Below are 18,263 nucleotides of genomic sequence, written 5' to 3' on the forward strand. Positions count from 1 at the left end.
GGTTATGGTGTAGTATTGTCGGCAAAATAGGCGCAGGCAATCGCTGGTCGTTTTTCGGAGACCCTTAAATGATGATCGGGCACCGTTTCAGGGGGAACGATAGCAATGGATAATGGTTGGCTTTTGAATTATGGTTCCAACTTTCCTGACATAAAAAACGCTTACGGATATTTTATGGAGTATTTTACATGGAGCTGTTGCTGCAGATATGGGGCGGAGCGTGTTATCTGCTTAACAAGGTTTGCTTTTCCCGGGCTGAACGAAGCCTAACCCACGAGCAAAATCGCACTTGGCGGATCTGGTCTTGGTGCGTGTATCTCGCGGGGCTCCCGGCATGGGTCATCGTACTTGTTTCCGAGCACAATTGGATCGCGGCAACCGTTGAGTCGGGGGGAGCGCCCGCCATGACCATAGGCCTGGTCATCGCCTTGCGTGGGCATGGCAGAGAGCCGAAGTGGCTCGATTTTCTGGCACGTTATTCGGTCATCCTCGGCCTGGGGTTGAGTCTCTATGATTTTGGCGGCATTACAACCGTCAACCAGGTGCTGGAACTCTGTATCGCCGCAGGCTTTCTCATGGGAACGTATCTTATGGCAAAGGACAAGATCCACGGATACTTCTGGCTTATGCTTGGGAATGTAAGCTGCTCTGCCTTGATGGGCATCCAGCACTACTACATCCTCATGGTGCAGCAGTTGCTGTCGCTTTTCTTTGTCGTCGACGCGTATCGGACTCGGCGAAATGCCAGCCCGAGACAATAAAGGGTAGGATGCGTCAAGGGCTTGTCCGAGTTCTCCGAAGTATGGAGTTGAACGGCGGTTGTCAAAAATACCCCGGCATCCAGGCAAACTGTTTCAGCATGACAATACCCCCCTGATCTTGCGAGTGAACAGGGGGGTATAGTTGGCTTTTCGTTTTGACCGAGAGTTGTGGTAACTCTTTGAGATTCGGCCCTTCCGTCTACGAATTGTTATTGTTGTAGGCGTTGGCTGCGCGGAATTTGGCTGCATTGGCCGCCGTGCGAAGCTTGGGCGGTGCCTGCGGTTTGCCGGCTGCCGGTTGGGGCGGAACGGCCTTTTGCTTAGGATCTGCCTGGGGGTGTGCCGGTGTCGCCTGAGACTTGGCCTCCGCCGTTGGCAGGGTGGGCGGCGCTTGGGGCACGACGGGCCTGGCGGGCTTTGGTGCATTGACCGGCGGAGTCTTGCCGTCCGCAGTCGGCACGATCTGGGCGTAGGCCGAGTGGATGCCTTCAAGAATCTTGATCACATCGTCCACCAGCTTCTTGTCCAGGCGGATGTTCGCCTTGATCAGCTGTGAGGTGCAGAACATGTAAAGTTGGGCGAGCTTCGGTGTGATGTCTCCGCCCTTTTCCTTGTTCAGACTCTCGGACAACTCATGGATGATCGCCATGGCTTTGGATATGTATATGCCCTTCTTGGCGTAGTCCTTGTTGTCTATCTCCACCTTGGCGCGCTTGAGGAACTTGATTGCCGCCTCGTAAAGCATAAGCAACAGTTCTCCCTGGGTGGTGGTTTCCACCTGGGTGGCAAGATAGGCCCGTGCTGGGTTAGCCATTACGTCATCCTCCTAAATCGCTATGCAAGTTGGTTGAGGGCGGCCTCAAGCTGCCCTTGCTGCAGTTCGTATTGCCCGAGCAGGGAATCCAACCTGGCATACTTTTCCTTCATGGTTCGCTCCATCTTCTCGATTCGAGTTGTCTCGTAATCGATCTTTTTGTCGATGGAGTCCATGATATCCTTATAGTTGTTCTGCAGGACGGCGAGCGGTCCGCCTTCATAGGTGTACTCGTTGAACGGCTTGGTCAGGTCGGCCAGCTCGTCGATCATTTCCCCGACTTTGCCCTGCTTGATGGAAACCGTGCCGCTATAGGTGCCCGCTCCGGTGTTGTCCAGGCGTATGGCCATACCCAGGGCCGAGCCTGAAAGGCCGGTGATTTCCCATCCGGAGATCTTGGCTGCCTCGCCGTTGATGGTGGCACTGGTGATGCCGCTGCCGTCGCTGACAATCTGAATGTCATAGATGCCGGCCTCGGTGGTCCCGTCGACGATCGAGGTAAGGGTGAAGTCCGGAGACTGGCTTGCCAGCAGGTTGTTGGCAGAGAAAAGTTCGGCCACGCCTTCCGGGTCATCCGCCAGGGCTTCGTCGAAAATCTCCTCGTCAAGCTTGAGCAGGCCGTATGTCGTGGACCCTTCTTCGGCGTCGGTGAGAATGCCGAGTTGGGACAGGGCGGCGTACTTGTCTCCAGTCAGGTTGTCTTGATTCCAGTTGACAAAGCCCTTGCCGAGCTCAGCGGTGATGTTCTTGAGATTCTGGCCAACTATGTCCACGCCGTAGTTGCCGGTCAGGATGGACCCCTCTCCTTCCTCGTCCACCTCGGTGAGGGCCTGGATCTGCGCCCTGATGACGTTCACCTGGTCTATGAAGGTCCTGACGTTTTCCTTGATGCCCTCGGTGTCAGTAACCACATTGAGCTTGACGTTGGTGCCTGCCTCGGAATCGTTCAGGTTGAGAGTTATTCCCTCGATGACGTCGTCGATGACATTGGTGTCCCGCTCGATCCAACCGCTGTTGGAGGCTGGGAATCCGTTGACCCTGATCTGGGCGTTGACCGCGTTCTGGGTCTCGTCGAAGTCGGACGCGCCGAAGATCATGGAGCCGGCGTCGGAAATGTAGAGTTGGTTGTCGCTGCCCTGGTCCATGCCGTTGAGCTGGAGGTGGTATACCGACCCGTCGAAGATAGTCGAGGCCCGAATTTTATCACGTGAATCCGCGTGGTTGTTTATGATGTTGACGAATCCTGACAGAGTCGTCCCCGCGCTGATGTTACTCAGGGTGATTGTTTCGCCGGCATAGGAGAAGGTGAAGGATGTGGTGGACGAGGTGATGGCCGTATCCAGTGAGGATGCCCCCGAGGCGGTGATCAGAACGTCGTTGGTGGCGAGTTGGCCTACTTCTATGTTGTGGGAGGCTTCCTGGGCGTCGCTGGTGGCAGTGGCAGTGAGCAGGGTAGAGTCGGACGAGTTGACGGACTTGGCCATGAACTCGCGCATGGTGTCAAACCCCTCAAGAGTAGTCTTGAGGGAGAGCATCTGCGTGTTGAGCGCCTTGAACTGTTCGTTCTTGGTTTCCCAACTCGCCTTCCAGTTTTCCAGGCGGGTGACACGTGTCATCTCCGCATCGACGAGGCCGTCGATGAGCTGACTGAAGTCGGTGCCGTTTCCCAGCCCGGTGAAGTTGATTGCTCCTGAAGTGTACGTAGAATCTGCCATGGTGTTTCCCTGCGTGGAAGTTTTTTCCCCCTTACAATGGGTCGCTAGTAAACATGCAATCGCGGTGCCATGTTGACGACTTGTTTAACCTGTTGAAATCAAAGGCCGAGCCCCCATTCGGGAGCCCGGCCGAAGGTGCGCATTACTGCGTCTTTGATCACGACTAACCGATGAGGGACAGAGCCATCCTCGGCAGGGAGTTGGCCTGGGACAGCATGGAGACTGCGGCCTGGGTCATGATCTGGTTCCGGACGAACTCGGTCATCTCGGTGGCGACGTCGACGTCGGAGATACGGGACTCTGCAGCCTGGGTGTTCTCGGCCTGGATTTCCAGGACGGTAACGGTGTTTTCCAGCCTGTTCTGCAGGGCACCGAGGTTGGCGCGGATCTTATCCTTGGAGATGATCGCGTTGTTCAGAACATCCAGGGACTGCTGGGCCAGGGCCTGGGTGGAAATGGATGCACCCGCACCGGTTCCGGCACCAAGACCGACGCCGAGGGCGGAAGCGGTCGCACTGTTGATCTGGATGTAGTAGTAGTCTTCCGCGCAGTCGTTACCGGTACCGAAGTGGACCTTCAGCTTGCCGGTGGCCTTGAGGCCAGCACCGCTGTGCGTGGAAGAGGACAGGTTACCGTTGAGCAGGTAAAGTCCGTTGAAGTCGGTGGAGTTGGCGATACGGGTGATTTCCGAAGCCATGGCCTGATACTCGGAGTCGATGATCAGTCGCTGGTCGGAGTTGTAGGTACCCGTGGAGGCCTGCATTGCCAGTTCCTTCATACGGATCAGCTTTTCATCGATAACGCCCAGGGCGCCATCAGCCGTCTGGATGAGGGAGATGGCGTCGTTCGCGTTACGAATGCCCTGCTGCAGGGAGCTGATGTCTGCGCGCATCAATTCGCGGACGGCCAGGCCGGCCGCGTCGTCCGACGCCTGGGTGATGCGAAGACCCGAGGACAGGCGGCGGGTTGACGTTTCCAGATCCCCGTACGCGGAGCCCAGGTTCCGTGCGGCGTTCATAGCCATCAAGTTGTTGTTAATAACCAGAGCCATAATTTCCTCCTTGAAATTGTTTCGGCTTCCATGCCTGAGATTGGCTTCCCGAGATTGGGTTTACCGGGAAAATCTCTTAACTTGTGCCTACTTCATCGTCTGGAGGAGAGAAAACTTTAGGTCGGGTGAACGTTTTTTTATGTGCAAAAAAGAAATGTAGCCGGAATCCCTCCGTCAAGAGGAAGAAATTGCCCTTTGTTGGCTCGGTTTTGCTAAGAAAAGCTAAAGATTGTGGATAAGAGACAGGTCGTCGCCAACGGCATGAAAACGGATCAGCCGAAGGTCTTTCGCATGATTTCCAGCATGCCGGAGAGCCGATGCGCGTAAGTGTGGTGGGCGAGGATGCGTTTGCGCGCGGCCATGGTCACGTTTTTCCTCGCCAGGGTGTTGTCGAGGTAGTGCCTGACCCTCTCCGGGATCTCTTCCGGGGAATGGTAGACCGCGACCTCGCTGTCGAGGTCGAAAAGGTCCTCCATTTGTTCCCGGTAATCGGTAAGCAGGAAGCCTCCGCAGGCGGGAACGTCGAAGACACGCTGGTTGACCGCGCCGATCATCTGGCGGCTGGTGCAGTTGAAGTTGACCTTGGAGTGGGGATAGAAGCGCGACAGCTGGGTGTAGTAGTCCAGGCCGGGCATATGCCGCCAGTCCCCCGGGCCGAGTTGCTCCTGCCATCCCTCGTCACCCACGATGGTCGGGTTGAACGGGAGAATTCTCCTGACACAGGAGAGCCGGTATTGCCGAGTGGCCTCCCAGGTAAGCAGAGATTCGATGGCGAGCTTGCGTTCCCGGTCGGCGAGGCCCGTAAGCAGTTTGTACCATTCCGGACGGTGCTTCCGGAGGAAGTCGGCGGCTCCGGTTTCGATTGAATCGCCGAACTGTCCGGCAACGGTGCGATACTCTGCCGCGAATTCAGGCGGCAGTGCGGCGTCCTCCAGGCAGCGGGCCACGGGAGAGGCCATGGAGTTGCCGACAAAGGAAATGTCGCAGGGCCATTCGTGCGGAGCCGTGTCGCCGAAGCGGAGCTTGAAGCGGTCGGGGTCCGTGGCCAAAGGCAGGTAGTGGACGTTGTCAAATCCCTTGTCATGGAGCAATTGCAGGTTGCCCGCGTCGTAGGTGAAGAGCGCCGTATTGTCCGTTGCCGGGCGGGCATACTCGTGGAGTATCAGGTGGGGATTGTCCACGAACCATGAGGCCAGGGGCAAGCCGAGGTCACCGAGCAACTCGGCCAGTCTCCCTTCGCGGTCAAGACCGAAGTGGTTGACCGTGAGCACGAAGTCGGGGCGGAAGTCCACCACGGTGGAAAGCAGCTCCTCAATGAAGGCGTTGCTCCCAGTGGGACCACCTTCAAGCTCCATGACCCGGTATGGGATTGCCAGCTTGTCCAGCGCCGAGCGGATTTCCCCGCACAGGAAGTAGTTGGCGTCGAAAAAGAGGACTTTCGGAGTCGTGTCCTGGAATTTGGGATATCGAGCCTGCGACCAGAAATCGGTCTTGGCGGCCGCTTTGAGGGCCTCGGCCAGGGCTCCGTAGTAGTCCCGGTCCAGGCGTAGGTACAAGGGGAGGATGACAGGTGCAAGCGGCTGTCCGCCATTCTCTTCCCGCCACAGGGACAGCCTTTCCAAAACCATGCGGGGATCGGGCTCGTCGATCAAAAGCAGGTTTTCACTACCCTCGAACCGTTGCCTGAAACCGGTAACGCTGTCGATGGCGTCTTCCCGGTCAACGATGGCGACAGGCAGGCCTCGTTTCAGGAGGCTCTCCGCTGCATGGCCCAGCCCCGCGCCCAGCAACACGGGCAGGGTGCCGGGTTCCACCTTGGCGGCAAGTTCCGCCTCTCTCTCCGTGCCGCTACGGCCCCAGAGATGCCAGGTCTTTCCTTGGACGTGCAGGCGGATGTCAGTGAGTGTGTTCTCTGTCTCGACGGGTTCCGCGATATATTCAAGCTTGGTCATGGGTTCGTTCCGTACCGTAATTCCCGTATTTTCCGCAAGTTGTTCAACAGTTGAAAAGAAAGGCCGCGCCCGGTGCGGACGCGGCCCTGTTGCTGGCTGAGTAAAGACAGCCTAGTCGCCGAACAACCCCTTTACGGTCTTGCCGAGGCCCTCGGTAGCCTCGGAGGCAGCGCCGGAAGCGCCTTCAACGGCCTTGCCCAGGGTTTCCGTGAGCTGCTTGCCCACTTGGGTGACCGAGCCGGTCACGTCGCCGGTCATCTCGCCGAGCACGATGGCGAACGCCTCGGCCGGGGAGGTCTCCTTTTCCTTGCCGATATCCTTCAGGTGGATGTCGGGCAGGTCGATGCCCACACCCTTGTCTCCGAAGGCGTTGAGCAGAGAGCCGCCCAGGTTGATCTTTCCGTTCTTGACGATGAAGTTGTTGATCTGGATTTTCTTTTCAGAGCCGGTCTCGCTCGCGGTGTCTTCCTTCTTGGCGGCCTTTTCATCGCTGGCAACGGTCTTCTTGATGTTGTTGACGATGGTCTGGAAGTTGTCGGTCTTGCCCTTCTTTTCATAGCTGATGACCGGGCCGTCCACATAAATTTCTTCGATGATGATCTTGTCCGAGGTCAGGGAGTCGGTGTTTACCTTGACGCGGATGGTGTCGCATTCGATGGCGCTGGGCATGTTGAATCCAGCGGGGTTGCCCAGCAGGAAGCCGTCCAGCGAGCCTGAACCGGACAGGATGGAGATGTCCGCGTTGTCGAGTTTGACTTCCGTTTTGGTGATCTTCGGGCCATAGGTTTCCGTGGCCGTCTTGATAATGGAACCGAGGTTGAGAATTGTCAGCACGATGACGGCAATGACGCCGATCACGACAACGCCTCCGCCGATGAGTATGAATTTTTTCATGATAGCTCCTAGGTTGACCGGATTATGATTATCGAACAGTAGGCTACTTTGCGTGCCAGGGCAACCGGAACTTGGAAAGCATTGGGTTACTCCAGGTCGGGAAACGGCGGTTCGGCGAAGTACAGCATGGCCTCGGTGGACGTGTTCGAAAGCCCGGCGTCCATGGACGGCCCGGCTTCAGGCAGAGAGAGGGGTGCGCCTTCAAACACTGCCGGTTCCATGGCGTGGCACAGGGCTGCTGCCTTTGCGGCAGCCTGGTCCATGAGTGTGTCCAGCGAGGCGTGCAGCCTTTCGCCGGTCACCGGGTGGAGATAGCTGATGGAGGCCTCCAGCCGAGGCAACTGCCGTTTCAATTGCGGCGCGTAGAAAAGCATGCCGGTTTCAGCAAGAACTCTCGGAAGGCGATGTCGCAGGGCGAAGAGCAGGCGGGCCGGGAGGGACATGGGATAGAACCGCTGGAGCAGGGCGAAGACGCGCCATGCCCGTGAGAGTTGCTTTTGGGTTTCCTGCACGGGGAGTGATGCCCACTCTGTGAGGGTCTGCATTGGAAGTCCTTCTCGAAACAGGTCGGGGCAACGGCGGAGCAGCGCGGACAGGCGATAATCCGGGGTGCCGATTTTTTCCGGGCAGGCTGCCATGTCCATGAGGCTTTCCATGGCGCGGTGGCGTTGGCGCGCCAGGGAACGGGCGTTCTCCCCGTTGGCATAGTAGTCGCCGGAGAAATGATAGACCATGGGGTGCATGGCCGCGTCGGCGAAGAGGTGCGAGACCATGCCCGCCAGCAGGGCCGCTGGGAGCTTCCTGTTCTCGGCTTGCGCCGCATGACCTGCCTGGGCGCGGATGAGGGCGAAGGTATCCTGGCCGTCGGCGCCGTGCATGACGTGGGCCAGGGACTCCAGCGGCTTGGCGCCTGGCGAGACCGCATAGAAGAGGGCGTCGTGGAATACAGCGCCGAGCAGCAGGCCAGCCTGGCTAGAGGCAAGGCATGGGCCGAACCTCGTGCCGATCAGGCGGGCGGCGGTTCTTTCGGCTACGGTGAAGTGGATCAGTTCCTTGGGCACGGCGGTTCCGGATTATCGATTGCGTTTTGTCCACCCTACTTGATAACGTCCGCCAGGCAAAGAACCCAGTAAGGAAGGAAACGAATGGGCAAGTACCTGATCAATGAAGAATACGATGTGGAAGAGGCCGGGGCGACCAAGTCCTTCGCCAAAGGGGATCGTCGGGAGGACTATGCCGACGCCTGGCGCAACACGGGCAACGTCATCCTCATGGGGTTGCCCGGGAGTGGCAAGCGCGCTCTGGCGGACCTGTTGGCTGAACGAACGGGGCTGCCCGTGGTCGCGCCCGGGGATGCTGAGCGGGCGGTCGAAGCCCTTGGCGGTGAAAACCGCATCATTATCCTGAATGATACCATCATGGAAGCTCCGACCGTGAGGCCGCTTGTCCATGGCGCGGGCAAAGGATTCTATCTCATGAACGACTCAAACACACTGGCGGACAGGGTGGCCCAACGGGACGGTGTTGAGGATCGCGATGCATTGTGGCGGGAACTTTCAGCCCGTCTGGCGGTCATGGAGCCCCTTTTTTACGAGACGCTTCATTTCATTCTCCAGCCGGGACAGACACCGGAGGAGATGGTCGAGGACGCGTTGGAAAAAATCGCCTACTAGGCAGAAAGCGGCGGATGTTCTCATCTCGCAGGGGAGACCGGGGAGTGAGGCCTTGGTGACAGGACAGCCGCTTTGGGGTACACGGAGTGCCCGTGCAATACTATATACTAATGGAGCTTGATTGATGCCGGAAAAGAAACTCAGGGTCGAATTCATGGCCATGACCCCCGATGCGCTGTCACTTATCTACGCCGCCTTCCGGCAGTGCTATCATGCCGGATTCGTGGCGGACATGTGGCCCCGCCTGCTGTCCGGAGAGATCGATCCCGAGGTCCAGGCCGAGTTTGTGGCCAAGACCATGGAGTCCGGCCATGATTCTCCCATCGAACATGTTTCCATGACCTTTGCGGCGGAGGGGATTTCCCGGGCCTGCTCTCACCAGATCGTGCGTCACCGCATCGCCTCCTATTCCCAGCAGAGCCAGCGCTACGTGACCGAAAACGACATGGAGTACATCCTGCCTCCGGCCATCGCTCGTATCCCCGAGGCTCGGGAGCGGTTTGAGCGGTTCATGGACGAGGTCCAGTCCGCCTATTCCGACCTTCGGCAAATCCTGGTGGACCACGGGCGCAAAGCCAAGGCCAACGAGGATGCCCGGTTCGTGCTGCCTCAGGCTGCGGAGACCAAGATCGTCATCACCATGAACTGCCGTTCCCTGCACCACTTCTTTCATTTACGTTGCTGTAACAGGGCGCAGTGGGAAGTACGTGCCATGGCCGACGCCATGCTTGCCATCTGCAAGGAGAAGCTTCCGGCCATATTCGCCAACGGCGGGGCAAGGTGCGAGCAGTTGGGTTACTGCCCGGAATCGCCGAAATTTGCCTGTGGCAAGTACCCGACGCGCGAAAAAAAATGAGGCAAATTTTCCAACAGAGCGGGACTTTTTCCTGTATCCCGTAACTCCCGTGACGCTTGGCATTTTTTTGTCAAGCGTTTTTTTTGTTGTTTTTTCAGTAGGTTCCTTGTGTTCGTAATCCAAGAATCGGCGGGAGCCCTTGAGAATCAAGGCCTAGCGGGGATGGGGGGTAGGTCATGCAATCTGATTTTTCGTGGCGATAATGGTTACTCATTGATTTTTTTCTTTTATATCGGTGTGTTAATGGAGAATCACGTGAATAGATAAACGCGGTACTTTTGCGCAACGGGTAGAAAAAAAATCTTTGCAAAAAGATATTAGTTGAAAAAGTGAGATAAAAGGTGAAAATGCAAATGATACATGTTGAAAACTATTTCACCAGCTGTTGATAAATATGTTGTTTAGAAAAACTCTGGACCGGGAAAACCCTGTGACAGTGCTGTTTCAAAGGGGATCGACCGGGAAACGTCCTGTTTCCGGAGTTTGGACATAATTGTTTGTATTTCAGCTAGTTAGTCTGGACGGTGGTTGTCTAAAACCTGAGCCCTCCATCGGGCCTACAAATGGAATTCGAGAATTGTCTGAGACAGGGCGATCTACTATCAATCTCCGCATGATGAAGACTGCGTGGAAGCAAATAGAACGCTCGTTGGAGAAGAGCCTGAACCCCGGGGTATACACCGTCTGGATCAAGCCGTTGCAGGGAAAGGTTGAAGGAAATCGCCTCTCTCTGGTCGCCCCGAACGATTTCGTCGCCAACTGGGTCAGGGACCGTCTCCTTCAGGTGATTCGCGAGGTCGCCTCTCATGTCATTGGCTGCGATCCCAGGATCACCATTACCGCGAGCACCGAGAAACGCGTCGCTCCCGTAGTTAAATCCGTACCGGCCAAATCCCTGAATGCGGGGTCCGCCGAGCTGGGCTTGCCTCTAGTGGAAACGCCAAAGGTCATCGCGACCCGGAACTGGCGTTTTTCTTTTGACGATTTTGTGGTCGGGCCCAGTAATGAACTGGCCTGCGCCGCAAGCAAGTCCATCTCCGATGCGGCTTTTACCTCGGATCATCTTTTTCTCAGTTCGGCCCCCGGCCTGGGCAAGACGCATCTGTTGCAGTCGGTGGGCAATGCCCTTTGCAGCGCAAGCAACCGTCGGGCTCCGCGAGTGGCCTGCCTCTCCTCCGAGGAGTTCGCCACGCGCATGGTACTCGCCTTCAAGGCACGCAAGATCGACGAGTTCAAGGCGCAGTTCCGAGAGAATATCGACATGCTTCTGCTGGAGGATGTCCATTTCTTCCAGGGAAAGGAGAAGATGCAGGAGGAACTGCTCTGCACGCTTACGGCGTTGCGTGAGCGGGGCTGCAAGGTGGTGCTGACCAGCCCCTTTATGCCCAAGGAACTCAACGGCGTGGACAGTCGTCTGGTTTCCCGGTTCTGTTCCGGTTTCTTGGCGCATATCAACCGCCCGGACATGGAGACCCGACGCCGTATCGTACAGGAAAAGGCGCGCAAGCTTCAGGTGTCCGTCCCGGTGGAGGTCACCGAGTTGCTGGCCGAGCGCATCACTTCTGACATTCGCCAGCTGGAATCCTGCCTGAACAACATGGTGCTCAAGGCGCGGCTGCTCAACCGAGCCGTTACCCTGAACCTGGCCTGGGAAGTGCTCGACAACTACGCGGTGCAGAATGCCACGCCCGACTTCGCGCACATCATTGAATTTATCTGCAAGAGCTACTCCCTGTCAGAGGATGAGCTCAAATCCAAGAGCCGCAAGCGCCAGATTGTCCTGGCCCGCAATACCGCCTTCTATCTGGCGCGGAAGCACACCGAGCTCTCTCTCAAATCCATCGGCGAACGCCTTGGCCGGAGACATTCCACGGTGCTCAAGGGCATCACCAAGGTCGAGCGGGAGATTTCGCTCCAGACACCGTTGGGCCGCCAGATCGAGAAGACCACCGAGCGACTCGCTCCCTAATTCGTCCCCCACGTGTTTCCCCGGAATTGTCGGCGCATCAGTCACGTAACAGCCGATGATTCCGGGGACATTTCATTCCTTAAGATGTGATTCCGTCCGCCGACAAGGGTGTGGTGGAGACTGAATGGTTTCGCTGTCTGGCGTGCCGTCAGGATTGTTTGGCGCCGTATCCGCCGCCGCCCGGGGTTTCGATGCGCAGGCGGTCGCCGGGGCGGAGTTCGCGGTGGAATTTACCCGGTAGTTCTTCGGTCTTGCCGTCGCGAGTGAGGGTGTTCTGACCCGGAGCGCCCGGTTCGCCCCCGTTCGCGCCGAAGGGGGCGTGGTTGCGCCGTTCGGAGAGCACGGTGCCTTCGCAGGGCGCGGTCAATTCGATGTCGCGGATCATGCCGTCGCCGCCCCGGTGTTGGCCTTCGCCGCCCGTGTCGCGCCGGACGGCATACTCTCGGACCAGGAACGGATAGGCGTATTCCAGGGCCTCTACCGGCGTGTTCAGGGTGTTGGTCATGTGCGAGTGGACCGCGGATTCGCCAGGGCCGCCCGGAGAGGCACCCATGCCGCCCGCCAGGGTCTCGTAATAGGCGAAGGGGGCGGGGCCGTGCGGGTTGCCTATGGTCACGTTGTTCATGGTCCCCTGGCTGGCCGCCGGGATGCGTTCGGGCATGGCCGTCGATAATGCACCGAGGATGACGTCCACGATGCGCTGGGAGGTCTCCACATTGCCTCCCGCCACTGCCGCCGGGAACAGTGCGTCCACCGCCGAGCCCTCTCGGGTGATGACCTCCACCGGCCGCATGCAGCCCGCGTTGGCCGGAATGTCCTGCGCTGCCAGGGCGCGGAAGACGTAGAGCACGCAGGAGAGGGTGATGGCGCGGACAGCGTTGATGCTTCCTTCGGCCTGATCGTCTGAGTCGCTGAAATCCAGTTTTGCCATGTCGTCGTTCACGGTCAGTCTCAGGCGAATGAAGATGTCCATCGTCCTGACTCCGTCTCCGTCCAGACAGTCCTCGAAGTCGTAGGTCCCGTCCGGGATGGCCGCGATGGCTTGGCGCGTGATCCTCTCGGAATAGTCCATCAGCGCCGCACCGTATTCCCGGCAGGTGTCCAGACCGTATTTGCCAATGCACTCGATCATGCGCCGGACCCCGGTGGTGTTGGCCATGAACTGGGCCGCGAAGTCTCCCTCGCGTTCTGCCGGGGTGCGCACGTTGGACAGTACCATGGCCAGGATATCCCGATTGATCATGCCTCGCCGGATGATGCGTACGGGCGGGATAATAAGCCCTTCCTGGAACAGGGAAGTGGAGAGCGGCATGGACCCGGAGGTCATGCCGCCCACATCTGCGTGGTGGGCGCGGTTGGCCACATAGAAATCCGGCTTGGTGCTCCCCTCGGCAAAGACCGGAGCGACAACGGTGATGTCCGGCAGGTGGGTGCCGCCCCGGAACGGGTCGTTGAGCATGACCATATCTCCGGGTTCGAATCCCTCATCCTCCGGCAAGGCGCGCATGGCGGCTTTGACGGAAAGGGGCATGGACCCCAGGTGCACTGGGATGTGCGCGGCCTGGGCGATCATGTCGCCGCTTGAGTCGAACACGCCGCAGGAGAGGTCGCGACGCTCCTTGATGTTGGGCGAGAACGCGGTGTGGGTCAGGGTGACGCCCATTTCCTCGGCGATGGAGGAGAACCGGTTCTTGAAGACTTCGAGAAGGATGGGGTTGATCGGCATGCTGCTCCCTGGGCATGGCGCGTGCGGCGCGATTGGTGGTCCTTTCGGCTCAGGATACGTGCCGGAGGGGCGCAAGGCAACCTCGGGAAATCAGCTCCGTTGCAGTTCTTCCAGCCGCCGCTTGGCCTCGTCCGGGTCCAGGCCGCGTTTCTTGGCGATGTTCGGCAGGTTGTCCTCGGCGTCCGTGGCGCGGACGTAGACCGGTTCAATGGAGGCGGAGGCGTAGTCGGCATGCAGGGCTGCGTCCAGGAGCATCTCCGGGGAGGCGTTGTCCCAACGGGAGGGGAGCATGACATAGCCGGGGCAGTCCGCTGCCAGTTCGGCGAAAAATTCGGGATTTTTGCGTAGGCCGCTGCCCATGAGGTGGCCTTGCTCCCCTAGGAATTTGACCGTCTTGGCCGCTTCGGCCAGGGGCAGGGAGCAGAGCGGGTGCAGCGTTTCCAGCGAAGGCGCGGCAAAGGATTGCAGGTAGACCAGCCCTCGCCTGGCATAGGTCAGGACATGGAGCGGACCGGTAATGAGTGGTGCGGGACCTGCGGCAAGGAGCGGCAGGTATTCGAGCCCGGCAAGTGCCGCCCCGGATCCTGCGGCCAGCCCTTCGGCAGCGGCGAGCACCAGCCGCAAGCCGGTGAAGCTGCCGGGGCCGCGAATGCAGGCGATGCGGTCGATGTCCCGGACCGTGAGGCCAAAGCCGTCCAGGGTCTCCTTCAGGCCGGGAACGAGAAAGCGGATGGACTCACCCGGTACTGTCCATTCCCGGGAGGCGAGCATGCGCCAGCCGCCGGGCACGGGTTGTCCCAGTGCCAGTTGCAGCCGTTCCTCGGTCCCACCCATGGCCAGGACCAGGCCGGACGATTTATGAGAGGATGCGACGGAAGTCATTGAAGATGGCCAGGGCCATGAGCATGAGCAGCAGGAGGATGCCGAAGCGCATGGCGATCCCCTTCCACTTTTCGTTCAGCGGGCGACGGATGATGGTTTCAATGGTAAAGAACAGGATGTGTCCTCCGTCCAGCACCGGGATGGGCAGCAGATTGATGATGGCCAGGTTGACGGAGATTATCGCCACCATGGCCAGCAGGTCGAAGATGCCGGATTGGGCCGAGGTGTGCACCATCTGGGCGAGCATGATCGGGCCGCCGATGCTTTCCACCGGGATGAGGCGTTCGATGATTGAGACGAATCCCTTCACCACGACCACAGCCATTCTCCAGGTTTGCTCCAGGGCAGCCTGGATTCCCAGCCCCTCAACCGGGTAATATTCAACCTTGCCCCCTTGGGTGATGCCCACCAGAGGCGCTGTTACCTTTTCGCCGAACAGGTTCTTGACGGTGTTGATCTTGGGCGTCACATGCAGGGTGAGGGTTTCATCATTGCGCTTGACGGTGAAGGCAAGATCATTTTCTCCACCCTTGCGAATGGTGGTGACAAGCGCCCCCCAGGAGTCGATTGGGGCGCCGTCGATGGCCAGGATGTGGTCGTTGGGTTGGATGCCCGCCGCAGCAGCAGGCGAGTCGGGCATGACGCCGCCCACGGTGGGCAGGATGATGCCTTGGCCCTGGGCCAGCAGGAGGAACCAGTAGATGAGAAAGGCGAGCAGGAAGTTGAAGAAGGGGCCGGCGGCCACTACAAGCATGCGGTGCCAGGCAGGACGGTTGGAAAAGAGTTCATCCTCGGGAAAATCCTCGTCCTCTTCGCCGGTTTCTCCGGCCAGAGCCACGTAGCCGCCCAGGGGAATGAGGGACAGCTTGTAGTCCGTTCTGCCAGAAGTGAAGCCGAGCAGCTTGGGGCCGAAGCCGAGAGAGAAGGCCTTGACTCCCATGCCGAGCATGCGGGCGACTGCGAAGTGTCCGAGTTCGTGGAAGAAAATCAAGCCGCCGAGGGCGAGAACAATGGCGATAGCGCTGGTTATCATAGATTCCTCATGATGCCGGGCCGGTTTTTGAATGCGCGGCAACAATTACTATACGTATTTATTCCCGTTTGGCTAGGGCGTGCAAATATTTTCCACCGCACTGCTTCTTACAGCAGCGTTTCGGCTTCTTCCCGGGCGAGGCGATCAAGGGCCAGGACCGCCTCGGGTGTGGAGACATCCACGGGCGTATGGCGCTCCAGGGCTTTTTCAATGGTTGCCGGGATATCCAGGTAGTGGATTTCCTCCCGCAGGAAGGCGGCCACGGCGACTTCATTGACCGCGTTGAGCACGTTGGCGTGGCTCGGCCCCGCATCAAATGCCTCACGCGCCAGGCGCAGGCAGGGGAAGGCGTCCGTGTCCGGCGCCTCGAAAGTCAGGCTGCCCACCTGGGCCAGATTGAGCCGGGGCACATCCACTTCCACTCTACGGGGGTAGCAGAGACAGTGGGCGATGGGTACCTGCATGTCAGGGTTGCCCATGTGTGCCAGTTGCGAACCGTCCACGTATTCCACCAGTGAGTGGACGATGGACTGCGGGTGGACGACCACTTCCACGCGGTCCATGGGCAGGCCGTAGAGGTGGCACGCCTCAATGATCTCCAGTCCCTTGTTCATCAGCGTGGACGAGTCGATGGAGATTTTGGCTCCCATGTCCCAGTTGGGATGGGCCAGGGCCTGGTCGCGGGTCACGGTCTTGAGAAAATCGAGGGACTTGCCGCGAAAGGGACCGCCTGAAGCGGTCAGTATGAGACGCCTGAGGTCGCCTTCAGCGCCGTGTCCGGCCAGCCCTTGGAACAGGGCATTGTGCTCGGAGTCCACCGGCAGGATTACCGCACCGTTCTCCCGGCATGCCTGGCGGATCAGGTGGCCACCCAGGACCAGGGATTCCTTGTTGGCCAGGCCGATCATCTTGCCGGCCTTGGCGGCGGCCAGGGTGGGGGCGAAGCCTGCTGCGCCGACGATCGCCGAGAGTACGTAGTCAACGTCGTCCATGGCCGCCAGTTCGGCATAACCCTGCGGGCCCACAAGTACTTCCGGGGCATAGTCGGAGGGGAGGCAGGAGAGGAATTCCCGCCTGGTCTCATCGTCGAGCACGGCCGCAAAAGGCGGGCGGAAGGCGATGCAGAGCTCGGCCAGCCGCATTGCGTTGCGGCCTCCGGCAAGGGCCGTGACAGTGAACATGCCGGGATGCTTGGCGATTACCTTCAGGGCACTGTCGCCAATGGAACCGGTAGCCCCAAGGATGCACAGAGAGCGCGGGAAATCCGGTAGGGTGGCAGTTTCCGGCCAGGGGGAAATGTAGGTCTTCACGAGCGGTCCGGGGCTAGGGGAAGAAAGGATGGACCGAATTCAGCAGGCCATAGGTGGGCACTACCAGCAGCAGGGAGTCCACGCGGTCCAGGAAGCCGCCGTGCCCAGGCAGAAAGTGTCCGGAGTCCTTGACGGCCAAGGAGCGCTTGAGGGCAGATTCGAAGAAGTCGCCCATCTGGGCCGCGATATTAAGAGCCGCGCCGAGGAGGAGCCATTGCCAGAACGGGGCGTCACCGAAGGCCAGGCCATAGGCAGTGGTGCCCACTACGCAGGCTCCGAATCCGGCCAGGCTGCCGACCCAGGATTTCTTGGGCGAAATCTTGGGCCAGATCTTCTTGTCGCCCCACATGGTCCCTGCATAGAAGGCCGCCGTGTCGGACAGGGCTGCCGCAGCGATGACCAGTACGCATTCCCAGCGGTTGAATTTCAGGAAGAAGTGGAAATTGACCGGGATATAGATGAGTCCCGTCAAAAAGATCATGGCCTGGACAAAGGACGCGGTCATGTCCGCTGAATAGCGGAACAGGAAAATGAAGGCCGAGATCCAGAAGGCGAAAATGGTGATCACCGCCGGGTACATCAGGTCGCCGTTGGTAAAGGCACCGAGCAGCAGGAACGTGAAGGCCGTCCCAAGGGACTTGATGGTCTTTATGCCCTGGTGATCTCGGAACAGGTCGTAGAATTCCCAGAGGGTAAAGGCGCAGAACAGGGCCAGAACGGTAAAGAGGACCCATCCCTGAAAGAGCATGGCCAGGAAGACGAAGGCGGCAAGGACCACTCCGGTGATGAGCCGTTTTTGGTGTGAGGCGATATCCATATATGATTTTCAGCGGTTACTTTGTGTTGACGCTCATGGAGCAAGTACCCACTGTGTACGCTTTTTTACCCCGGTGGGCAATACGGCCGAAGAGAAATCCTTAGCCTTCGGCCAGTTGGTCTCCGGTCTTGCCGAACCGCCGCTGCCGCTCGCCCAGGGAGGCTATGGCCTTTTCCAATTCCTCGGGGGAAAAGTCCGGCCAGAAGATGTCCGTGAAGTAGAACTCCGAGTAGGCGCATTGGAACAGCAGGTAGTTGGAGAGCCGCAGTTCACCCGAGGTGCGGATGATCAGGTCAGGGTCGGGCTGGCCCGTGGTCCAGAGTTCGGCGGCGAAGGCCTCCTCGGTGATCTCCTCCGGCTTGGCGCCCCTGGCGACGAGGGCCTTGGCCGCGCGCAGGATTTCGTCCCGGCCCGAGTAGTTCAGGGCCAGGTTCAGGGTCATGTCGGTGCAGTCCTTGGTCTGGCGCATAACGTGCTTGAGCACCTGCCGGACCGCCAGTGGCATGCCGTCGATGTCCCCCAGGATCTTGAGGCGTATACCCTGTTCCTTGAGAGACTTCTCTTCCCGCTTGAGAAAGGAAGTCAGCAACTCGAAGAGGACCTTGATCTCGGTCTTGGGTCGTGACCAGTTTTCCTTGGAGAAGGTGTACAGGGTCAGGTGTCTGACGCCCAGTTCTCGGCAGCGGGTGACGACGGCGCGGGCCGTCTCGGTTCCTGCCTTATGGCCTTCGGTCCGAGGCAACCCGCGCTGTTTCGCCCACCGTCCATTGCCGTCCATGATGATGGCGATATGGGCGGGAATATTCATTG

The 18,263-nt window shown here is 59.1% G+C and carries 16 protein-coding genes; 4 read left to right on the forward strand and 12 right to left on the reverse strand.

Translation table 11 applies throughout. The features are described from left to right. Positions 1-188: 188 nt before the first annotated feature. Entirely contained in the window at positions 189-761 is a 573-nt protein-coding gene (locus tag GM415_RS11975) for a nicotinamide mononucleotide transporter (RefSeq protein ID WP_158948467.1), read from the forward strand. 199 nt (positions 762-960) lie between these two features. Here the strand turns inward: GM415_RS11975 and fliS are convergent, their stop codons facing one another. The 6 genes from fliS to GM415_RS12005 all read right to left on the reverse strand — a co-directional run bounded on the left by fliS (position 961) and on the right by GM415_RS12005 (position 8,248). Next, a complete protein-coding gene (gene fliS / locus GM415_RS11980) occupies positions 961-1,575 on the reverse strand; it encodes a flagellar export chaperone FliS (protein ID WP_158948469.1) in 615 nt (204 codons plus the stop codon). Positions 1,576-1,595: 20 nt separating this feature from the next. Next, positions 1,596-3,290, reverse strand: a complete 1,695-nt coding sequence (gene fliD / locus GM415_RS11985; RefSeq protein ID WP_158948471.1) for a flagellar filament capping protein FliD — start codon at positions 3,288-3,290, stop codon at positions 1,596-1,598. 163 nt (positions 3,291-3,453) lie between these two features. After that, entirely contained in the window at positions 3,454-4,341 is an 888-nt protein-coding gene (locus GM415_RS11990) for a flagellin N-terminal helical domain-containing protein (RefSeq protein ID WP_158948473.1), read from the reverse strand. A 272-nt stretch (positions 4,342-4,613) separates the two neighbouring features. Beyond that, entirely contained in the window at positions 4,614-6,293 is a 1,680-nt protein-coding gene (locus GM415_RS11995) for a CgeB family protein (protein WP_158948475.1), read from the reverse strand. 111 nt (positions 6,294-6,404) lie between these two features. Beyond that, positions 6,405-7,187: an AsmA family protein gene (locus GM415_RS12000; protein WP_158948477.1), complete on the reverse strand. Its 783-nt coding sequence runs from the start codon at positions 7,185-7,187 to the stop codon at positions 6,405-6,407. Between the two features lie 86 nt (positions 7,188-7,273). Then, entirely contained in the window at positions 7,274-8,248 is a 975-nt protein-coding gene (locus tag GM415_RS12005) for a zinc dependent phospholipase C family protein (RefSeq protein ID WP_158948479.1), read from the reverse strand. Between the two features lie 84 nt (positions 8,249-8,332). Here GM415_RS12005 and GM415_RS12010 point away from each other — a divergent pair, with 84 nt between their 5' ends. The 3 genes from GM415_RS12010 to dnaA all read left to right on the forward strand — a co-directional run bounded on the left by GM415_RS12010 (position 8,333) and on the right by dnaA (position 11,685). Further along, positions 8,333-8,860 carry a hypothetical protein gene (locus GM415_RS12010; RefSeq protein ID WP_158948481.1) on the forward strand — a complete coding sequence of 176 codons (528 nt, stop codon included), beginning with the start codon at positions 8,333-8,335 and terminating at the stop codon, positions 8,858-8,860. Between the two features lie 124 nt (positions 8,861-8,984). Next, a complete protein-coding gene (gene thyX / locus GM415_RS12015; protein ID WP_158948483.1) occupies positions 8,985-9,716 on the forward strand; it encodes an FAD-dependent thymidylate synthase in 732 nt (243 codons plus the stop codon). Between the two features lie 613 nt (positions 9,717-10,329). Next, positions 10,330-11,685 (forward strand): chromosomal replication initiator protein DnaA, encoded by a 1,356-nt coding sequence (gene dnaA / locus GM415_RS12020; RefSeq protein WP_158948485.1) that lies wholly within the window; start codon positions 10,330-10,332, stop codon positions 11,683-11,685. A 148-nt stretch (positions 11,686-11,833) separates the two neighbouring features. Here the strand turns inward: dnaA and GM415_RS12025 are convergent, their stop codons facing one another. From GM415_RS12025 to uppS, 6 genes are all read right to left on the reverse strand, one after another. Further along, positions 11,834-13,411, reverse strand: coding sequence for a hydantoinase B/oxoprolinase family protein (locus GM415_RS12025; protein WP_158948487.1), 1,578 nt, complete (start codon positions 13,409-13,411; stop codon positions 11,834-11,836). A 90-nt stretch (positions 13,412-13,501) separates the two neighbouring features. Beyond that, positions 13,502-14,293, reverse strand: a complete 792-nt coding sequence (gene tsaB / locus GM415_RS12030; protein WP_158948489.1) for a tRNA (adenosine(37)-N6)-threonylcarbamoyltransferase complex dimerization subunit type 1 TsaB — start codon at positions 14,291-14,293, stop codon at positions 13,502-13,504. Further along, complete coding sequence (gene rseP, locus GM415_RS12035) at positions 14,268-15,326, reverse strand: RIP metalloprotease RseP (protein ID WP_158948491.1); 1,059 nt, start codon at positions 15,324-15,326, stop codon at positions 14,268-14,270. Before rseP ends, tsaB begins: the two co-directional genes overlap by 26 nt. Positions 15,327-15,433: 107 nt before the next feature. Next, positions 15,434-16,636: a 1-deoxy-D-xylulose-5-phosphate reductoisomerase gene (dxr, locus tag GM415_RS12040; RefSeq protein ID WP_158948493.1), complete on the reverse strand. Its 1,203-nt coding sequence runs from the start codon at positions 16,634-16,636 to the stop codon at positions 15,434-15,436. Between the two features lie 13 nt (positions 16,637-16,649). Then, positions 16,650-17,453, reverse strand: coding sequence for a phosphatidate cytidylyltransferase (locus GM415_RS12045; RefSeq protein ID WP_158948495.1), 804 nt, complete (start codon positions 17,451-17,453; stop codon positions 16,650-16,652). A 100-nt stretch (positions 17,454-17,553) separates the two neighbouring features. Beyond that, positions 17,554-18,261, reverse strand: a complete 708-nt coding sequence (gene uppS, locus GM415_RS12050) for a polyprenyl diphosphate synthase (protein WP_242012236.1) — start codon at positions 18,259-18,261, stop codon at positions 17,554-17,556. Between the last annotated feature and the right edge of the window lie 2 nt (positions 18,262-18,263).

Source organism: Pseudodesulfovibrio cashew, from assembly GCF_009762795.1.
Classification (GTDB): Bacteria; Desulfobacterota; Desulfovibrionia; order Desulfovibrionales; family Desulfovibrionaceae; genus Pseudodesulfovibrio; species Pseudodesulfovibrio cashew.